This is a genomic window from Magnetovibrio sp. (assembly GCF_036568125.1).
Classification (GTDB): Bacteria; Pseudomonadota; Alphaproteobacteria; order Rhodospirillales; family Magnetovibrionaceae; genus Magnetovibrio.
Genome location: NZ_DATCTF010000006.1, coordinates 103,850 through 121,511, shown reverse-complemented (window position 1 = coordinate 121,511; position 17,662 = coordinate 103,850). Strand labels below are relative to the sequence as shown.

General features: G+C 59.0%; 18 protein-coding genes. 6 read left to right on the top strand and 12 right to left on the bottom strand.

Annotated elements, in window-relative coordinates; genetic code table 11:
- The first annotated feature begins 7 nt into the window (after window positions 1–7).
- Window positions 8–1,549, top strand: a complete 1,542-nt coding sequence (locus VIN96_RS02785; protein WP_331893906.1) for a GAF domain-containing protein — start codon at window positions 8–10, stop codon at window positions 1,547–1,549.
- On the opposite strand, the gene VIN96_RS02780 is transcribed toward VIN96_RS02785, so the two are convergent.
- Genes VIN96_RS02780 through def form a run of 3 tightly spaced genes read right to left on the bottom strand, consistent with a single transcriptional unit; the run spans window position 1,546 to window position 3,696 of the window.
- Window positions 1,546–2,427 (bottom strand): hypothetical protein, encoded by an 882-nt coding sequence (locus tag VIN96_RS02780; protein WP_331893905.1) that lies wholly within the window; start codon window positions 2,425–2,427, stop codon window positions 1,546–1,548. The two genes, VIN96_RS02785 and VIN96_RS02780, sit on opposite strands and share 4 nt — an antisense overlap.
- A 35-nt stretch (window positions 2,428–2,462) precedes the next feature.
- The gene (locus tag VIN96_RS02775) at window positions 2,463–3,128 is read right to left on the bottom strand and encodes a COQ9 family protein (RefSeq protein WP_331893904.1); all 666 of its coding nucleotides are present in this window, start codon (window positions 3,126–3,128) and stop codon (window positions 2,463–2,465) included.
- A gap of 16 nt (window positions 3,129–3,144) precedes the next feature.
- Window positions 3,145–3,696 (bottom strand): peptide deformylase, encoded by a 552-nt coding sequence (gene def / locus VIN96_RS02770; RefSeq protein ID WP_331893903.1) that lies wholly within the window; start codon window positions 3,694–3,696, stop codon window positions 3,145–3,147.
- A 161-nt stretch (window positions 3,697–3,857) separates the two neighbouring features.
- On the opposite strand from def, the gene rpsU reads away from it, so the two are divergent.
- Together rpsU and VIN96_RS02760 are read left to right on the top strand one after the other, a co-directional pair.
- Window positions 3,858–4,061, top strand: a complete 204-nt coding sequence (rpsU, locus tag VIN96_RS02765; protein WP_331893902.1) for a 30S ribosomal protein S21 — start codon at window positions 3,858–3,860, stop codon at window positions 4,059–4,061.
- Between the two features lie 144 nt (window positions 4,062–4,205).
- Complete coding sequence (locus VIN96_RS02760) at window positions 4,206–4,544, top strand: zinc ribbon domain-containing protein YjdM (protein WP_331893901.1); 339 nt, start codon at window positions 4,206–4,208, stop codon at window positions 4,542–4,544.
- Window positions 4,545–4,633: 89 nt separating this feature from the next.
- Here VIN96_RS02760 and VIN96_RS02755 read toward each other — a convergent pair whose 3' ends face one another.
- The 4 genes from VIN96_RS02755 to VIN96_RS02740 all read right to left on the bottom strand — a co-directional run bounded on the left by VIN96_RS02755 (window position 4,634) and on the right by VIN96_RS02740 (window position 7,885).
- Window positions 4,634–6,028 (bottom strand): NAD(P)(+) transhydrogenase (Re/Si-specific) subunit beta, encoded by a 1,395-nt coding sequence (locus VIN96_RS02755; RefSeq protein ID WP_331893900.1) that lies wholly within the window; start codon window positions 6,026–6,028, stop codon window positions 4,634–4,636.
- 12 nt (window positions 6,029–6,040) lie between these two features.
- Complete coding sequence (locus VIN96_RS02750; RefSeq protein WP_331893899.1) at window positions 6,041–6,454, bottom strand: NAD(P) transhydrogenase subunit alpha; 414 nt, start codon at window positions 6,452–6,454, stop codon at window positions 6,041–6,043.
- 3 nt (window positions 6,455–6,457) lie between these two features.
- Window positions 6,458–7,600, bottom strand: a complete 1,143-nt coding sequence (locus tag VIN96_RS02745; protein WP_331893898.1) for a Re/Si-specific NAD(P)(+) transhydrogenase subunit alpha — start codon at window positions 7,598–7,600, stop codon at window positions 6,458–6,460.
- Between the two features lie 66 nt (window positions 7,601–7,666).
- On the bottom strand, window positions 7,667–7,885 hold the full coding sequence (locus VIN96_RS02740; protein ID WP_331893897.1) for a hypothetical protein: 219 nt from the start codon (window positions 7,883–7,885) through the stop codon (window positions 7,667–7,669).
- Between VIN96_RS02740 and VIN96_RS02735 the strand changes: the two genes are divergently transcribed.
- Window positions 7,884–8,822, top strand: coding sequence for a DUF3108 domain-containing protein (locus VIN96_RS02735; protein ID WP_331893896.1), 939 nt, complete (start codon window positions 7,884–7,886; stop codon window positions 8,820–8,822). The two genes, VIN96_RS02740 and VIN96_RS02735, sit on opposite strands and share 2 nt — an antisense overlap.
- A 28-nt stretch (window positions 8,823–8,850) precedes the next feature.
- Here VIN96_RS02735 and VIN96_RS02730 read toward each other — a convergent pair whose 3' ends face one another.
- Together VIN96_RS02730 and VIN96_RS02725 are read right to left on the bottom strand one after the other, a co-directional pair.
- Complete coding sequence (locus VIN96_RS02730; RefSeq protein WP_331893895.1) at window positions 8,851–9,729, bottom strand: hypothetical protein; 879 nt, start codon at window positions 9,727–9,729, stop codon at window positions 8,851–8,853.
- Window positions 9,730–9,885: 156 nt separating this feature from the next.
- A complete protein-coding gene (locus VIN96_RS02725; protein WP_331893894.1) occupies window positions 9,886–11,673 on the bottom strand; it encodes a M3 family oligoendopeptidase in 1,788 nt (595 codons plus the stop codon).
- Window positions 11,674–11,766: 93 nt separating this feature from the next.
- Between VIN96_RS02725 and VIN96_RS02720 the strand changes: the two genes are divergently transcribed.
- Window positions 11,767–13,554: a long-chain fatty acid--CoA ligase gene (locus tag VIN96_RS02720; RefSeq protein ID WP_331893893.1), complete on the top strand. Its 1,788-nt coding sequence runs from the start codon at window positions 11,767–11,769 to the stop codon at window positions 13,552–13,554.
- On the opposite strand, the gene VIN96_RS02715 is transcribed toward VIN96_RS02720, so the two are convergent.
- The 3 genes from VIN96_RS02715 to pyk form a co-directional block, all read right to left on the bottom strand.
- Window positions 13,551–14,465: a DMT family transporter gene (locus VIN96_RS02715; RefSeq protein ID WP_331893892.1), complete on the bottom strand. Its 915-nt coding sequence runs from the start codon at window positions 14,463–14,465 to the stop codon at window positions 13,551–13,553. The genes VIN96_RS02720 and VIN96_RS02715 overlap by 4 nt on opposite strands.
- Window positions 14,450–15,325 (bottom strand): AEC family transporter, encoded by an 876-nt coding sequence (locus VIN96_RS02710; protein WP_331893891.1) that lies wholly within the window; start codon window positions 15,323–15,325, stop codon window positions 14,450–14,452. The genes VIN96_RS02715 and VIN96_RS02710 overlap by 16 nt, the downstream gene beginning before the upstream one ends.
- A gap of 142 nt (window positions 15,326–15,467) precedes the next feature.
- On the bottom strand, window positions 15,468–16,883 hold the full coding sequence (gene pyk, locus VIN96_RS02705; RefSeq protein WP_331893890.1) for a pyruvate kinase: 1,416 nt from the start codon (window positions 16,881–16,883) through the stop codon (window positions 15,468–15,470).
- Between the two features lie 284 nt (window positions 16,884–17,167).
- Between pyk and VIN96_RS02700 the strand changes: the two genes are divergently transcribed.
- Window positions 17,168–17,542: a hypothetical protein gene (locus VIN96_RS02700; RefSeq protein WP_331893889.1), complete on the top strand. Its 375-nt coding sequence runs from the start codon at window positions 17,168–17,170 to the stop codon at window positions 17,540–17,542.
- The last annotated feature ends 120 nt before the right edge of the window (window positions 17,543–17,662 follow it).

Sequence of the window (17,662 nt, the reverse complement as noted above, 5' to 3'; positions counted from 1 at the left end):
ACCATCGATGAACGACCCCAAAACCAGCCCGACTACAGTCGAACACCGACAATGGGAACGTCAGGAATACCGAACCGGGATGATCTTGGTTTTGGACGGCGAACGTATTTTCGAGGGCCAGACCCTCAACGTCAGCCCCGGCGGCGTGTTCCTGAGCATCGCGTCCCCGTTTACGGACATCAAGTCAGGCGAAAAAGCCGAGCTGCGCATTTCACCCTATCCCGGCAGTCCTTATTTTTCCTGCACTGTCTGCCGCATCGGCGATAACGGCGTCGGGCTCGAGTTCGCATCCGATCAAGCCGGCTTTGGCGCTTACATTTCCCACGACATGTTGTTGAACTTAACGGGCAAGATCAACAACGCCCTGGCCAATTCACTGGACTTGAAAACCACCATCGACACCTGCGTCGACCAAATCCGAACCCATCTGCAAGCCGAAGGGTCATCATTGTTTTTGGTCAACGACGACAAATCTACGGTCGTGTGTTCCGCCTGTTCAGGCCCCGTGGACATCAGCGGCCTCGAGGTTTCCATCGACGAAGGTATCGTGGGCCGAGCCGTGCGCGACCGAACGCCCCAAACGGTGCACAACGTGTCGACCGATCCTTTTTTCACCAAGGCTGTGGATCAAAAAACCGGCTTTCAAACCGTGTCGTTGCTGTGCGCGCCGATGATCATTCAAGGCGAAGTCATCGGCGCCTTGGAAGTGGTCAACAAGCGCGGCACCGGATTTTTCACCGAATCCGATGAAGTGACGCTGATGGCGCTGGCATCTTCGGCTGCGTTGGCCCTCAACAATGCCCGCCAAGCCACCAACTTGATCGAAAAAGAAGCCCGCATCCGGGCCTCGGACATGAACTATCAGTTCCTGTCCGCACTCAACCACAAGCTTCACACGCCGCTGAATTCCGTGCTGGGCTACGCCCAACTTCTGGAAATGGATAAATATCTGATGGCGTCCAGTTTGGGCAAGGATGCCGTTCCGCAAATCATCGCCGCCGGGCAAAACCTGATGGATGTGGTCGACGCCATTTTGGCCTTCGCCGAATTGGAAAGCGGCAAGATCAACGTGAGCACAAGCCCGTTGCCGCCATTCGACATTTACGAAGCCTCGCTCGAAACCGCTCAAACCATTGCAGCACCGCGCAACATCCGTATCATCGACCAGAGCGAGGACCCGGCTTCACTGCCGATGATCGAGGTGGACGACATCCGTTTCAAGCAGGTCATGGACAATGTTTTGGGGTTTGCCATCTGCGGCTGTGCCGATGGGGACACGGTCACGCTGTCCCATACGATTGCCGATGGCATGGTGCGCTTTGAGGTCGGCTTTCACAACCCGTGCCCCGACATCCCCAACGTGTCGGTTCCCTTCGCGCCCAAAACCAATTGCGGCGAGCCAGAAATGACCGGGTCGACGTGCACGGGACTGGAGCTGGCCATATCGTCCAAGCTGGTCAAGCTGATGAACGGTCAAATGGATCTGGAAAGAAAAGAGGGAACGCTCATCAACGTGTGGTTCGCGTTTCCCATCGCAGACGGCGTTTAGGCGCGTCCCGAAACGCCGCTGAAAGCCGCCGCGCGACTGGCGCGGTTGAGGCTTTTTTCGATGTCCTTGGCGGAAATGCGCTGTTCCTTCACGGCTTCGAGCAATTCGATCTCCACCGCTTGGCTTTTGTCCAAGTGCAAAGACACCGCATGACGGATGAAGTCCTTGGTCTCGCGGTTCACCCCCGCATTCGCCAACGCGTTGGAAATCAATTCGCGGCGCACCAACGGCGGAAAGCGCAACACTTCAATGGCCACCATCTTTTTCACCTGCAACGGGATCAAGGGCGTGGCGAAGATCCGGTCGAGGCAGTAGCTGTAGATGCCGAAGTCCAATCGCCCTGCGACCGACTTGGTGAAATCGACGAAATCGTCGATGAAGGTGCCGCTGGACACCCGCCCTTCGATCAGCTCGCGCACCACGTCGAGAAATTTGCGATAGCGTTTGCGCGCCGGATTGAGGTCGTCGCTGAGCACCGCTTCAAGTTCGCGAATGCGGTTTTCGCGAAAGCCCGATTGCAGCACCGCCGCCGCCCCTTCGCGCACATGCGGCGACAGGGTTTGCTTTTCGATCAATTCGAACAGTTCTTCGAACGCGCCGCGACGCGCGTCGTTCAGGCTCGCCGCGCGATGCGCCAACGGCAGCAACGCCGCGCGCGCCACCAGTTCGTCCTTGGAACAAATCGACGCCATCGCCTGGGCGTCCTTGGGAATACTCAACTTGCTGGTGGCGAAATCGTCGGTGATCAGAAAACGCCCGGTGCCTTGAAACGTCAGATACCGGCCCAACCGCGAACAGGTCACGAAATGATCGGCCATGCCGACGCCTTTCATGGCGTTGTAAGTCTGTGCCTGGGAAACCTGAGCGTTCGCGGTCATGGATGCCTTCCCTTCGTCTGTATCAGGCGTCTGTATCAGGGCCTCATTTGCAGGTCACTGTTGAATCGTGCAAACGGTCCGCCCTTGATGAAATTGTCCAGCGCGTTCATCACCTTGGCCTTCATCGGCGGGATTTTGAGTACGTCGTCGATGCGCCGGGCGAGGAAATCCCATGTGTCTTCGCAGTTGTCCGACTGATCGTTCAACCAGTACAGCACCGTCGGGCCGTAGACCGCCGCCAACAGGCCGCGTTTGGTATAGTAGTTGAAGTCCGCCGAACGATCGCCGGCCTGATACCAGATATGATCGACCGTGGTGTGGGTGATGCGGGCCATCAAACCGGCATGCAGCGGGTTGGCCAAAACGCCCAGGCCGCCGCGCACGGCTTCGCGGTACGGGATCAAAAACTCCAATCGCGCGCGCACCCCGAAAATGACCCGGTCACGCACCCGCATGCCATCCAGGTCGGCGGCTTGCATGGCTTTGATCATTTCGCGGTCGGAAATGGTGGCGAAATGCGCGATGGCGTCCACGGCCCCTTCGGGAAACAGCCGTTTGGCGGTTTTGGCGTCGAACCCGGCGTCTTCGGCCCCGGCCGCCAGCGCGGCCTCGCCCCAGCCGTCGAACGCCACATGCGGGGCGGCGGCCAACACGATGGCGTCTTTTTTCTCGTCGCGGGACATTTTTTTTGTTGCGCTCATAGTGCGGTATTCCTGATCAGTCTTCGCTGCCCGCGCTGGGCCGGGTCAGTTCTTCGGTGAAACCGAAATTATCCATGTCTTCAATGCGGTACGGATACAAAATTCCGTCCAGGTGATCGCATTCGTGCTGAACCACACGGGCGTGGAAGCCCTTGGCCTCGCGCTCGAAACGATTACCTTGAAGATCATACGCCGAATAGCGAATGTGGGTAAAGCGCTCGACTTCGCCCATCATGCCGGGGATCGACAGGCAGCCTTCCCAACCGCCCTCCTTCGCATCGCCGAGCGGCACGATTTCGGGATTGATCAGCACCGTCAGCGGCACCCCGCCGTCCTCGCCTTCTTCCCCGTCTTCGCGGCTGGCGCGCGCGGGACTGACCTTGAAGATCACCAGGCGCAACGGCACGTGCACCTGCGGCGCGGCCAGGCCGGTGCCGTTGGCATCGTCCATGGTTTCGATCATGTCTTCGACCAAGGCCGCGATTTCCGGGGCCGTGGGGTCCTCGACCGGCATCGCGCTGGTCTGCAAAATGGGGTGGCCCATGCGGGCGATTTTAAGAATAGCCATGTATTTTTGTGCCCCTTGAAAATGCTCTCGGCCCTTCACATATCGGAACGCGTGTGCTAGAACACGCGCAGTTCCGCCCACTGTGGTGCGGAAAGGCTTGGAATTCAAGGCATCATGCCCCAAATTCCAGTTGAACCCAAACTTGAAAGGATGTGATTAACGTGCAAGTTGTCGTCCGCGATAACAACGTTGATCAGGCGTTGAAAGTGTTGAAGAAGAAGATGCAGCGGGAAGGTATTTTCCGCGAGCTCAAGCTTCGCAAGCACTTCGAAAAGCCCTCCGAAAAGCGTGCGCGCGAAAAGGCCGAGGCCGTTTCCCGTTCGCGCAAGATGGAGCGCAAACGCCTGGAACGTGAAGGCTTCTAGCCCCAAGGGCCTGGAGCCCCTGTTCCAAAACGAAAGGCCCGCCGTATGGCGGGTTTTTTGTTGTCCGCCTTGCATCTTGCGCCGCAATGAGGGAGAAAGGCGCTCACCTTGAACGCCCGCCCTTTTTCCTGGAGCCCGACCGTCATGCCCACGCTACCCAATTGCCCGAAATGCAATGAGGCCTACACCTACGAAGACGGCGCCATGCTGGTGTGTCCGATGTGCGGCCACGAGTGGGCGAAAGACGGCCCCGCAGACGAAGACAGCGCCCCCGTGGTGCGCGACAGCGTCGGCAATCCACTCAGCGACGGCGACACCGTGACGGTGATCAAGGACCTCAAGGTCAAGGGATCGTCCTCGGTGGTCAAAGTCGGCACAAAGGTCAAAGACATCCGCTTGGTCGACGGCGATCACGACATCGACTGCAAGGTGCCCGGCATCGGCCACATGGGCCTCAAGTCGGAATTCGTCAAAAAGGTTTGATGCACCGACATACGCATACAAAAACGGCGGCTCGTAAGAGCCGCCGTTTTGCGTTTGTGAGATCGTTGGCTTGAGTTTTGTAACCCAGCCTAGTGCCCCAGCGCCTGGACGATTTCCTCGGTCATCTTCTTGGCGTCGCCGAACAGCATCATGGTGTTGTCGGCGAAGAACAAGGAGTTGTCGACGCCCGCGTAGCCGGAGCTCATGCCGCGCTTGAGGAACAGCACGGAGCCGGCCTTTTCCACATCCAAGATCGGCATGCCGTAGATCGGGCTGGCCGGATCGGTCTTGGCGGCGGGGTTGGTGACGTCGTTGGCGCCGATGACGAAGGCCACGTCGGCGGAGGCGAACTCGTTGTTGATTTCTTCGAGTTCGAACACCTCGTCATAAGGCACGTTGGCTTCGGCCAACAGCACGTTCATGTGACCGGGCATGCGACCGGCGACGGGGTGGATGGCGTACGCCACCTCCACGCCTTCGGCCTTCAGCAGGTCGCCCATTTCACGCAAGGCATGCTGGGCTTGCGCCACCGCCATGCCGTAGCCGGGCACGATGATGACCTTGGACGCATTGCTCATGATGAACGCGGCATCGTCGGCAGAGCCGGACTTGACCGTGCCGCCATGCGCCGCGGCCGCGGCGGCCGCGCCGGTGTCGGAGCCGAAACCGCCCAACAGCACGTTCCAGATCGAACGGTTCATGCCTTTGCACATGATGTAGCTCAGGATCGCACCCGAAGAGCCCACCAGCGCGCCGGTGACGATCAACAGCGGGTTGCCGAGCGTGAAGCCGATACCGGCCGCCGCCCAGCCCGAATACGAGTTGAGCATCGACACCACCACCGGCATGTCGGCGCCGCCGATGGGGATGATGATCAAGAAACCGATCAGGAACGCCAACGCGACCAGTGCCCAGTATGCGGCGTGCTGCTCGGTGGTGGCGAAGACGAAGAACAGGCCGATGATCACGAGACCCAGAACCGCATTGAGCGGGTGTTGGAACTTAAACGTGATCGGTGCGCCCGACATGATGCCTTGCAGCTTGGCAAACGCGATGACGGAACCCGAGAACGTGATCGCACCGATCGCCGTGCCGAGGCCCATTTCCACCAAGCTGGCGGGCGGAATGGTGCCCGGCGCGCCGAGGCCGTAAGCCGCCGGATTGTAAAGCGCCGCCGTGGCGACGAACACCGCCGCCAGACCGACCAACGAGTGGAACGCGGCGACCAATTGCGGCAATGCGGTCATTTCGATTTTCATCGCGACCACGGCACCGATGGTGCCGCCGATGATCAAACCGGTGAGGATCATCGGATAGCTGACCACGTCGGGATCGATCAAGGTGGTGACGATGGCGATGACCATACCGATCATGCCGAGGATGTTGCCGCGGCGCGAGCTTTCCGGATGAGACAGACCGCGCAGCGCCAAGATGAAGCAAACCGACGCGATCAGGTACGCAAAAGCGCTCATATTTTCAGACATTTCAGCGCCCCCTTATTTCTTTTTCTTCTTGAACATCTGGAGCATGCGTTGGGTCACGATGAAACCGCCGAAAATATTCACGGAGGCCAAAGTCACGGCAACGAAGCCCATGATCTTCGAGAAGTTCATGTCTGCGGGACCCGCGGCGATCAAAGCGCCGACGATGATCACCGACGAAATGGCGTTGGTGACACCCATCAGGGGCGAGTGCAATGCGGGCGTCACGCTCCACACCACGAAGTAGCCGACGAAACACGCCAGCACGAAAACCGTAAACAGCGCGACGAAGGAAAAACCTTCCGCCGAACCGCCGGTGGACAGGGTCAACTGCGCGGCATTGCCTGCCAGTTGAGCCGCTTGTTCCGCAAGACCGGCCGCACCTTCGGCGAGCTTGCGCGATTGTTCTGTGATCGAAGCCGCGTCCATGACTTAAGCCTCCTCGCCTTTCAACATGGGATGAACCACCGCACCGTCTTTGCACACGCAGGTGCCGGACACGGTTTCGTCATCGAAATCGAAATTGATGGTTTTGGCTTCCTTGTCCACATGCGGGCTGAGGAAGTTGAGCAAGTTCTTGGCGAACAGCTGGCTGGCGTCCTTGGGCAGGCGGCCCGGCACGTTGGCATGGCCGACGATGTGCACGCCGTTTTTGGACTTCATCACCTTGCCCAGCTTGGAACCTTCGACGTTGCCGCCCGCTTCCACGGCCAGATCGACGATGACGGAACCGGCCTTCATGCTGGCGACCATTTCCTTGGTCACCAAGATCGGCGCGGTGCGGCCCGGAATCAGGGCCGTGGTGATGACGATGTCTTGCTTCTTGATGTGCTCGGACACCACCGCTTTTTGCTTTTCGAAATATTCCGGCGGCATCGGTTTGGCGTAGCCGCCCGAGGTTTCGGCGTCTTTTTCCATCTCTTCATCGACGGTCAGGAACTTGCCACCCAGACTTTCGACCTGTTCGCGGGTCGCCGGACGCACGTCGGTGGCGGTCACCACCGCACCCAAGCGCTTGGCCGTGGCGATGGCCTGCAGGCCCGCAACGCCGACGCCCATGATGAAGACCTTGGCCGGGGCGATGGTGCCCGCCGCCGTCATCATCATCGGCATAGCCGAGCCGTATTCGCTGGCCGCGTCCAACACGGCTTTGTAGCCGGCCAAGTTCGATTGGCTGGACAGGATGTCCATGCTTTGGGCACGGGAAATGCGCGGCATCAGTTCCATCGCGAAGGCGGTGACGCCGGATTTCGCCATGGCCTCGACCTCGGCCTTTTCGCTCAGCGCCGACATGTGCGCGCACACGACCGCGCCCTTTTTCATCAGCTTAAGCTCGTCGGCGGTGGGACGCTGAATTTTCAGCACCACGTCAGCGTCTTTCAGCGTTTCGGCGCCGTCTTTGGCGATAACCGCACCGGCGTCCTTGAAATCAGTGTCGGTGATGGCGGAAGACGCGCCAGCGCCCTTTTCCACCGTTACGTCGAAGCCGAAGCCGACAAGCTTCTTCACCACCTCAACCGATGCCGCAACGCGCGTCTCGCCGGGGTGGAGCTCCTTGGGAATTGCGATTTTCATGATGAACCGTTTTATCTGGGAGGATCCAATGAATCTGTGACAATTTTTATGCCCGCTTGCGCCCTGTTACACAAGCATTGCATTGCAAAAAATCGAAATAACGCCCGATTTCCCACGATGTAAAAATGCTAAGCCATAAAAATGGCCCATTGCACGTGACAGAATGCGCGTCGTCGCGTTGAATTGGTCAGCAAAGCGCCCATTTTCAAGGGCGTGTCGCAATTTTTGGAGCAACCCGGCTGCGTCCTTGGCGCATCCGCAAGACTTGAATATGATTTCGCCCATGATTTACACGCGTTTAACGCCGAAAACATTTGTGCTGGCCCTGCTGATGGGGCTGCCCATCGTTGCCCCCCATGCGGCGCACGCGGCAACCGACGGCGCGGTGCATTTGCGCTACGAAGCCAAGTGGGGCGGTCTGCACGTCGCCGATTTCACCCTGTCGCTGCTCAACGGAGGCGAAACCTATGAAAACCGCTTTCATTTGGAAACCCGTGGCCTGACCCGCTATTTCACCAACATGGGTGTGACGGCCAAGAGCGTCGGGCGCATCATCCAACCGCCCGCCGCTGTGGACAATGGGTACGCCCCCCCCGCTTCGGCGACGTCCGGCACCGCCGCCGACGCGCCTTTGGCGGAAACCTACCTGGCCAGCCATTACCGCACCGAATACACCAACAAAAAGCATTTCCGCTGGGTCGACATCACCTTTAACCAAGCCCCGGAGCCCGCCAAGGCGGTCACCGGCACGTCCCCAATTCCCGGGCGCGAGGACAACTGGAACCCGGCGGAAAAAGGCCCGGAAGTTCTGGAAAAGGTCGAACCCGAACAACGCATCGGCGTGAACGACCCTATTACCCTGATTCCGCAGATGATCGCGGTGGTGCGCAACCATCTCTTGGGCGGTCCCAAGACGGGCGTGGTCAAGGGCTTCGACGGGCGCAGGCGCTTCGACATGCGCATCACCTACATGGGCCCCGCGACCCGCACCGTGGCCGGCGCCCGACACGAAACCTACCGCGTGCGCATCGACCCGCAGCCGGTGGCCGGTTTTAAGGAACGTCACAGGATTTTGTGGAACAATTCGGCTTACGATTTTTATCTCAGCCGCGACGGCAGCTTTCTTCCGCTACAGATCGTACCGGTGAAAAACGGCCCGGTGCTGACCTTGGTCGCCGAATGCCCGACCGAATGCGAGCTGAAAGCGGAAGAAGAGGAATGAGCGCCCGTGCGTAGGGCGCGAAACAAGGTCAACCGGCGACGGCCTGGGCCTTTTCGCGCCGCGCGACCATTTCCTTGTAGGCCTTGAAATTGTCGCGGATGCCGTCGAGACGGTCCGAGGTGCCGTCGCCGAACATGAAGTCCAGCTTGACGCTTTCCTCGTCGTCCCACAAGGCACGGAACAGGTCGGAAAACAGCGCCGTGAACAGCAATTGAAAGTGGGTGTCCTCGAACAGAAAGCCCGATTTGCGCTCGGTCACATTGTTGAGGATGGAAATGAAGTTGCGTTTCGCCCAGTCGAAATCTTCGAATTTCAACAAAATGCGGATCAGGATGTTGTAGGCGAAGCGTTTGTGGCGATCGTTCTTGCCGATCATTTTCCATATCTCACCGTCGTCATCGGTGCGGAACTGGCTCAGCAGTTCCTGCGCTTCGACGTTGAGTTCGCTGTACAGCCCTTCGCCCAGCAGCTTGGCCAGATAGTTGTCGAACCCCATCACCACTTCGCGCGGGAACACCGGGTTTTCCGGGTCGGCGAACAGATGCGAGAACCGCCCTGCGATCAAGCGCAGCAGGAACTTAGAGCGATTGCCCGATTCCTGGCCCGGCGGCGGCGCGGCGGGGTGACTGGGCGTGTTGGCGGCGGCAATGAGCATCTCGTTGCGAACTTTTTCCGCCACCTCGTTGCCGTGATTGAGCAAATTGGTGCGGATCACCACCTCGATCTCGCGCACCAATTCCTTGATGTCTTCGTCGAGCTTGTCGGTCTTTTTATCGCGCGTGAGCAGCATGTTGGACATCATCAGGTCCAACACGGAACGGATGATGGTCTTGGTGGCCGCCGTCGAACGATGCGCCACCTGAATGGTGCCGCCTGTATCGTTCGGGTTGTCATCCAGTTCGATCATGCTCGAAATCCGCTGGGCTCCACTGCTGCTGACCTGGGTGCGGGAGGTTTTCCACCCGCAATTGCCGGGAATCGACCCGGATTTGAATTGTGTATTCTTAACACATATCGCTCTAACAGTTCACTAAGGGACTGCATATAAGCCTTATTATCTAGTTTATTGTGGGCTTACCGCCTCCAATTCATCGATAAAGCCGGAAATAACGCTCAATCCCCGCTTCCAAAAGTCGGGATCGCCCGCGTCCAGGCCAAAGGGGGCGAGCAGCTCCTTGTGACGCTTGGTGCCGCCTGCGGCCAGCATGTCCAGATACTTCTGCTGGAACCCTTCGTCGGCGTTGCCGTTGGCGAACACATCGTACAGCGAGTTCACCAAGCAATCGCCGAACGCATAGGCATAAACGTAAAACGGCGTGTGCACAAAGTGCGGGATGTAGGCCCAATAATTGCGATAGGCGTCATCGAAGCGGATCGCCGGACCGAGGCTTTCGCCCTGCACTTCGATCCAGATGTCGCCCAAGCGTTCCACCGAGATTTCGCCTGACTTGCGCTCGTCATGGACGCGCCGTTCGAATTCATGAAAGGCGATCTGGCGCACCACGGTGTTGAGCATGTCCTCGACTTTGCCCGCCAACAAAATACGTCGCCGCGCGGGGTCCTGTTCATTGTCGACCATTTTGCGGAAGGTCAGCATTTCGCCGAACACCGACGCAGTTTCCGCAGTGGTCAACGGCGTGTCGGCCATCAGTGCGCCTTGTTCGGCGGCGAGCACCTGGTGCACGCCGTGGCCCAGTTCATGCGCCAAGGTCATCACGTCGCGCGCCTTGCCGTGAAAATTCATCAAGATGTACGGGTGTGCGCTGGGCACCACGGGGTGCGAAAACGCCCCGCTGTCCTTGCCTTCGCGCGGTTCAGCGTCGATCCAGCTTTCATCGAAAAAGCGCCGCGCCACATCGGCCATGGTCGGTTCGAATGCACCGTAGGCATCCAACACCAGGGATTTGGCCTCGTCCCATTCGAATTTGGCGGCGTCGTCGTCGGGCAACGGCGCGTTGCGGTCCCAGTAATCCAAAACGTCTTGACCGAACCACTTGGCTTTCAGCGCATAGTAGCGGTGCGATAGGTTCTGGAATTGATCGCGCACGCTCGTCACCAAGGCATCGACGACCTCGTCTTCGACCTGGTTGGACAGGTTGCGCTCCGATACCGGACGCGGGTATTTGCGCCAGCGGTCTTCGATGTCCTTGTCCTTGGCCAAGGTATTGGTGATCAGCGCCAGCAGACGCACATTTTCGCCCAAAACCTTGCCGAAGCTCAACGCCGCAGCCTTGCGCTTGGCACCGTCCTTGTCGCTGAGCAGGTTGAGAACCTGCGATTGGGTCAGGCCCTTGCCCACCCCCTCGACGTCGAAGCGCATGTCGGCGAAGGTTTCTTCGAACAAGCGCACCCACGCCGCGTGGCCGGTGACGGACTTTTCCAGTAACAGCTTTTCCATGTCATCGGAAAGCTGGTGGTCGCGATATTGGCGCACCTCGCGCAGCCACGGTTGATAGCGCGCGGCGGCGGGGTCGTTCAACTTGGCATCCAGCACGCCATCGTCGAGACGGTTGAGCTCCAACGTGAAAAATAGTGTGTCGGCGGAAATGTCGGTGACGCGCTCTTGCAGCGTTTGATAGAACCGCCCCACCTCGGCATCGCCGGTGCTGACCGAAAACAGCAGTTGGCCGTAGCTCATGGCTTTGTGGAGAATTTCCAAAATGCCTTCATACTCAGCGATGGCGCGGGCAAACCCCGCACCGTCGAGATCCGCCAATTTACCGGCGAAATCGCCGGAAAACGCTTTGGAACGGCTGGCCGCTTGGTCGAGATCGGCGTTTAGACGCGGGTCCTCCGGATTGTCATAAAGGTGCGATAAGTTCCAATTCGGAAGCTCTGAGGTTTGCGCCATGTTTTCTTCTCCGTTCTGGGCCGTCTTGACCGAATACCAGATATAGGGTTGGAATGAGCCTCAGCACAATACGCAATGTGGGGACGACAACGAATGAGTGAGCACAATTGGCCCAATTTGGTCGCGATGTTTTTCGACCTGGTGGAAAAGCGCGGCGAACACCCGTTTTTGTGGGCCAAGCGCGACGGTAAATTTCGCCCTTTGACGTGGCGCGAAGTCGCGGCCCAAGTGATCGAACTCGCCCACGGCTTGCAGGCGTTGGGCGTCAAGGACGGTGAACGCGTGGTGCTGGTGTCGGAAAACCGCCCGGAATGGCTGATCGCGGATATGGCGATTATGGCCGCGGGTGGAATCAGCGTGCCCGCCTATACCACCAACACGGTGGATGATCACCGTCACATCATCGAACATTCCCAGGCCGTCGGCGTCATCATTTCGACCCCCAAACTGGCCGAAAAGGCGCTGCAAGCGGCGCACCTGTCCGATCTCACCCGCTTCGTCGTGATGATGGAAGACATCGACCTGCAACAGGGTCTCAGCGTCGAGGTGCTCAACTGGCAAGCCGCGCTCAACCGCACCTCGATGGCGCAAACCAACATTGTCGAACAAGCCCAGCGCTTCGATAAATATGATACCGCGTGCATCATTTACACATCCGGCACCGGCGGCACGCCCAAGGGCGTGATGCAGAGCCACGCGGCGATCTTGCACAATCTCGCCGGGGCGACGGCGGTGCTGGAAAAGCTCGGCCTCAGCGACGAGGTGTTCTTGTCGTTCTTGCCGCTGTCGCACAGTTACGAACACACCGCAGGTCAGTTCTGGCCGATGTCGCTGGGCGCGCAAATCTATTACGCCGAAGGCGCGGATCAGTTGCTGCCCAACATGGCCGAGGTCCGCCCCACCATCATGATGGCGGTACCGCGCTTGTACGAAATGATGCACATGCGCATCACCCGCGGGGTGAAAAAACAAGGCGGCAAGAAAGAAAAGCTGTTCGAAAAAACCGTTGAACTGGGCAAGCTGGCGTTCGAGGCGCCCGGCGACATGACGCTACTGCAAAAAATACAGAATGCGGCTTTGGAACGTTTGGTGCGCAACAAGGTACGCGAACGGTTCGGTGGACGGCTCAAGGCGTTCGTCTCCGGTGGTGCGCCGCTCAACCCCGATATCGGACTGTTTTTCACCGCTTTGGGTGTGCGCATTCTACAGGGCTACGGTCAAACCGAATCCGGCCCGGTGCTGTGCGTGAACGTACCGGAAAACGTCAAGTTGAAGGGCTCTGGCCCGATCTTCCCCAATTGTGAAGTGCGCATCGCCGACGACGGCGAAGTTCTCATTCGCGGCGATTTGGTGATGAACGGCTATTGGCGCGACGAGGAAACCACCCGCAACACCGTGGTCGACGGCTGGCTGCACACCGGCGACATCGGGCTGATCGACGGCGACGGTCATTTGCACATCACCGACCGCAAGAAAGACATCATCGTCAATTCCGGCGGCGACAACATCGCCCCGCAACGCGTCGAAGGCATTTTGACCCTGGCGCCCGAAATCGCCCAGGCGATGGTTTACGGCGACAAGCGTTCACACTTGGTGGGGCTTTTGGTGCCCGATGCCGAGTGGCTGAAAGAATGGGCCAGCGCCCACGACAAGCCTCACAATCTGGCCGATGTGGCGGGCGACGCCGACCTGCACCGGGTTCTCGGCGAAGCCGTGACGCGGATCAATGCCGATCTGTCCAACATCGAAAAGGTGCGCAAATTCATCGTCGCCACGGAGCCGTTCACCATCGACAACGCGCAGATGACCCCGACCCTCAAGGTGCGCCGCCACAAAATCAAAGAGATTTACGGTCAAGCCCTCGAAGCGCTCTACGGTTAAACGGCGCGGGTGGCCTCGACACGGGTCGCGGGGCCTATCCCGGCAATCGCGATGCCCACAAAGATCAACGTCAGCGCGACGATGGCATCGCTGCTGACGGCTTCGTCCAAAAACAGCGCCCCCCACATAACGCCTAAGATGGGGATCAGGTAATTGTTCAAGGCCAGGAACGTCACCCCGCGCGACGCAATCACCGTCATCAAGATGATGGTCGCCAGCGCGGTCGGCAGCACCCCCAGATATACACCCGCCGCCAGCGCGTCGGCCGTGAAGTCGATGGTCCACGGCTGATCGCCGAACAAGGATGCGGGGATCAAGATCACCGACGACGCGATCAACACCCCCGTGCCGTGCTCCAGTGGGCTGGCTTTGGGCAGCTTGCGCACCAAAATGCCCGACACCGCGTACAACACCGCCGCCAGCGCAACCGCCAACTGGCGCAAGGCTTGTTCCCCCAGCGCCATCAGTTCCTGGGGCCCGATGAGATAAACCACGCCCCCGAACCCCACCAGCACGCCCGTCAGACGGCGCACATTGAGTTCCTCGTCGGAAAAAATGCGTCCCAACAACAACGCCGCCAGCGGCATCGACGCGATCATGATCGCCGCCAGTCCCGACGGGATCACCTGCTCGCCCCAATTGATCATGGTGAACGGAAAGGCGTTGCCGAAACAGCCGATGAGAAAAAACGACCACCACACCCGCGGTTCGCTCGGCAGGCTCTGGCCCTTGGCCTTCAACCACGCATACAACACCCCCGCAGCAACGACGATGCGGATCATCGTCAGCGTTACCGGGGGGATGACTTCGACGCCGACCTTGATGACTGTGAACGAAGAGCTCCAGATCGTCGCCAAGACGATCAACAGCCCCAGATCACGCATCAACGACGGCATTACAGCACGAACCACATCAGCACCGGCAAGGTCGCGAACGACAGCACCGTGGACAGCACCACCGCCCCCGCGACCGTGTCGGGATCGGTTTCGTAGCGCGCCGCAAACAGGTAATTGAACACCGCCACCGGCAACGTCGATTGCAAAATCAACACGCCCTTCATCGCACCTTCGAAACCGAACACCTCGGCCAAGCCCAAGCCGACGCCAAAGCCCATCAACAAGCGGATCAGGGCCAGAACCAGACTTTTGCCCAAATCGCCGATCTTCAATTGCTGCAATGAAATGCCCAACGTGATCAACATCAAGGGGATGGTGAAACCGCTGAGGATTTGAATGGTGTTGCCCGCCCAGATCGGCACCGTGCTGTCGGTCATTTTAAAGACCAGCGCCAAAATCATCGCGTAAATGGTAGGCACCCGCATCAGCGCCATCGGCGACGTCACCCCCGACGACACCGCCACGCCGACGGTAAACTGAAAGATGATGCAGACCGTGAAATACGCCACCGCCAGGGCCATGCCTTCGTCGCCGAACGCCAACAGCGCCAGCGGCAGCCCCATGTTGCCGGTGTTGGGAAACACCAGCGCGGGCAGATACGCGCGCACCGATTGCTTCCACAGCACCAAGATCACACCGCCAACTGCGCCCATGATGAAAATCGCCGCAAACGTCGCGCCCGCCATGCGCCCCAAGGCGTCCAAATCGATATCGACGTTGACCAAGGTGGTGAACACCAAGCAAGGCACGCCGACAGCGGACACCAAGTGCGTCACCATTTCGGTGTTGTAGGGCCGTCCCGTACGCGCCCAGCCATATCCGATGGCGGCACAAATCAAGACAGGGGCGATGATGGCAAAAAGCGTTTCAAACACGTGGAAATATCCTGGGGAAGTTGAGGAATGCCCACGCTAGTCGCTTCGCGCGCAAAAGAAAAGCGGCGTCCGCACAAACGCCGGACGCCGCCACAATTCTTCCGCATGGCGAAAACACCCGCGAACCGCTTGATGCCAAAGGCTATTCGACCTTGGCGATGTGCATAATGTTGGTCCCGCCGGGCACCCCGAACGGAATGCCCGCGACGATCACCACCGTGTCGCCGTCCTGGGCGAATTCCTGACGCCTGGAAATACGCACCGATTTGCCCATCATTTCGCTGAAGCTTTTCACGTCCTTGGTGCGGATGGAGTGTACCCCCCACGCCAACACCAAGCGCCGCGCGATGTCCAAATTGGGCGTCAGGCCCAAAATCGGCACCGACGGACGTTCACGCGCGATGCGCATGGTCGTCGACCCCGTCGAGGAGAACGACACGATCGCCTGGGCGGAAATGGTTTCCGCGGTCTGACGGGCGGCAGCCGAAATGGCGTCGGCAGCCGTTGCCTCGGGGATCGAACGAGCGGAATCGGTCATCTTGCGATACAAGCGATCGCGTTCCACCCGGTTGATGATGCGGTCCATGATGGCCACCGATTCAATCGGATAGTCACCCACCGCCGTTTCCGCAGACAACATCACCGCGTCGGCGCCGTCGTAAATGGCGGTCGCCACGTCGGAGGCTTCGGCGCGGGTCGGGGTCGGGGCGTGCACCATGCTGTCGAGCATCTGCGTCGCCACCACCACCGGCTTGCCGGCGATGCGACATGCGTTGATGATGCGTTTTTGCTGTACCGGCACATCTTCGGGCGGCAATTCGACGCCCAAGTCACCGCGTGCGACCATGATCGCGTCGGCCAATTCGACGATGCCGTGCAGGTGTTCGATGGCCGAAGGCTTTTCCAGCTTGGCCATCACGCCGGCGCGGCCTTGAACGATGCGTTTGATTTCTTCGACGTCGGACGGACGCTGCACGAACGACAGCGCGATCCAGTCGACGCCCAACTCAAGACCGTACTTGAGGTCGGCGTGATCCTTTTCGGTCAGCGCGGACAGTTCCAAAATCGCGCTGGGTACATTAACGCCCTTGTGGTTCGACAACTCGCCGCCGAACACGACTTCGGTTTCGGCGAAGTCCTTGCCCGCCTTGTCGACGCGCAAGCGGATCTTGCCGTCGTCGAGCAGCAGGTCCATATCGGGACGCAGCGCCGCGAAAATTTCGGGATGGGGCAGCGGGGCAACCGTTTCGTTGCCCAACGCGTCTGTCAATTCCAGACGCAAAGGCTGGCCCTTGACCAGTTGGATGCGGTCATTTTCGAACTTGCCCACACGCAGCTTGGGACCTTGCAGGTCCATCAAAATGCCGATGGGGCGCTGGAATTTTTCTTCAAGGGAACGAATGACGTTGTAACGGCGTTTATGATCTTCGTGAACGCCGTGTGAGAAGTTGAGACGGAATACGTCGGCGCCGGCCTCTATGAGAGCGGCAATGTCGTCCGCAGAAGAACGGCCCGGCCCGAGCGTGGCGATAATTTTAGCGTTTCTTGTCCTTTTCATGATGGTCCGCAACATACTGCGCTTATTGTGAAAGCGCTATCTATTTTCGGTTAAGCATTCATGAAAGCAGGAACTTTCCCACCTTATGAAAATGCCGCGAACACCACATCACGACACAACGGTGCGTGGGGTGAGTATTTATTGGGGAGGCATGCCGGAACCTGTTCCCATCCTAGCCAGGACGATGATGAATGCAATCGTCAAAACAGCTTCGATGTTGAGTATTTGCCGCAGCGGCGGGAATCGCGCTAGGGTGCGCACATAAAGTGCGAAAGGTCGCCGTCATGTCAAAAATCGGCAAAGCTTTTATGTCCTTGATATTGGATAAAAAAGCCCGTGAAGCCCTGGAAAAGGCGGCTTCGGCTCCCAAGCCTGCCGATCGCCCGGTCGCCGCCCCACCACAGCCCCGACAGCCATTGCCCGAGCCATCCCAGGCGCAAATCAAAGCGCAACTCGACGCCAAAATAGACGGCATCCAAAACCGCGTCGCAAACCAGCACGCCCAATCGGGCTCGCCGACCCGCCAGCAATTGATTCAAAATGCCTTGCGCGTCCACGCTGCCAAACAAGACGTGCTGGACGATCTCAGCGCGGAACAGAAATTGAAACTTCAAGTCATGGCGATGAAAGCCATGGCTCCCAAACGCCCTACCAATTAAGCCAATTCCCCCCCGACCTCAGCCAAAAGTGTTATTTTCATCAACCTTTAACTGATTTAGCTGTTAAAGTATGTTGAATAGAAACCCGCGCCAACGCCGCGCGGATACGTTGGGGACATG

What these genes read in the sequence shown, in the direction of transcription:
- VIN96_RS02775 (WP_331893904.1), bottom strand. Translation starts at nt 3,128, where the DNA reads ATGAGCGCAACAAAAAAAATGTCCCGCGACGAGAAAAAAGACGCCATC.
- VIN96_RS02725 (WP_331893894.1), bottom strand. Translation starts at nt 11,673, where the DNA reads ATGGCGCAAACCTCAGAGCTTCCGAATTGGAACTTATCGCACCTTTAT.
- VIN96_RS02740 (WP_331893897.1), bottom strand. Translation starts at nt 7,885, where the DNA reads ATGGGCGAAATCATATTCAAGTCTTGCGGATGCGCCAAGGACGCAGCC.
- VIN96_RS02745 (WP_331893898.1), bottom strand. Translation starts at nt 7,600, where the DNA reads ATGAAAATCGCAATTCCCAAGGAGCTCCACCCCGGCGAGACGCGCGTT.
- VIN96_RS02730 (WP_331893895.1), bottom strand. Translation starts at nt 9,729, where the DNA reads ATGATCGAACTGGATGACAACCCGAACGATACAGGCGGCACCATTCAG.
- VIN96_RS02785 (WP_331893906.1), top strand. Translation starts at nt 8, where the DNA reads ATGAACGACCCCAAAACCAGCCCGACTACAGTCGAACACCGACAATGG.
- VIN96_RS02780 (WP_331893905.1), bottom strand. Translation starts at nt 2,427, where the DNA reads ATGACCGCGAACGCTCAGGTTTCCCAGGCACAGACTTACAACGCCATG.
- VIN96_RS02760 (WP_331893901.1), top strand. Translation starts at nt 4,206, where the DNA reads ATGCCCACGCTACCCAATTGCCCGAAATGCAATGAGGCCTACACCTAC.
- VIN96_RS02755 (WP_331893900.1), bottom strand. Translation starts at nt 6,028, where the DNA reads ATGTCTGAAAATATGAGCGCTTTTGCGTACCTGATCGCGTCGGTTTGC.
- VIN96_RS02735 (WP_331893896.1), top strand. Translation starts at nt 7,884, where the DNA reads ATGATTTACACGCGTTTAACGCCGAAAACATTTGTGCTGGCCCTGCTG.
- pyk (WP_331893890.1), bottom strand. Translation starts at nt 16,883, where the DNA reads ATGAAAAGGACAAGAAACGCTAAAATTATCGCCACGCTCGGGCCGGGC.
- VIN96_RS02700 (WP_331893889.1), top strand. Translation starts at nt 17,168, where the DNA reads ATGTCAAAAATCGGCAAAGCTTTTATGTCCTTGATATTGGATAAAAAA.
- def (WP_331893903.1), bottom strand. Translation starts at nt 3,696, where the DNA reads ATGGCTATTCTTAAAATCGCCCGCATGGGCCACCCCATTTTGCAGACC.
- VIN96_RS02750 (WP_331893899.1), bottom strand. Translation starts at nt 6,454, where the DNA reads ATGGACGCGGCTTCGATCACAGAACAATCGCGCAAGCTCGCCGAAGGT.
- VIN96_RS02720 (WP_331893893.1), top strand. Translation starts at nt 11,767, where the DNA reads ATGAGTGAGCACAATTGGCCCAATTTGGTCGCGATGTTTTTCGACCTG.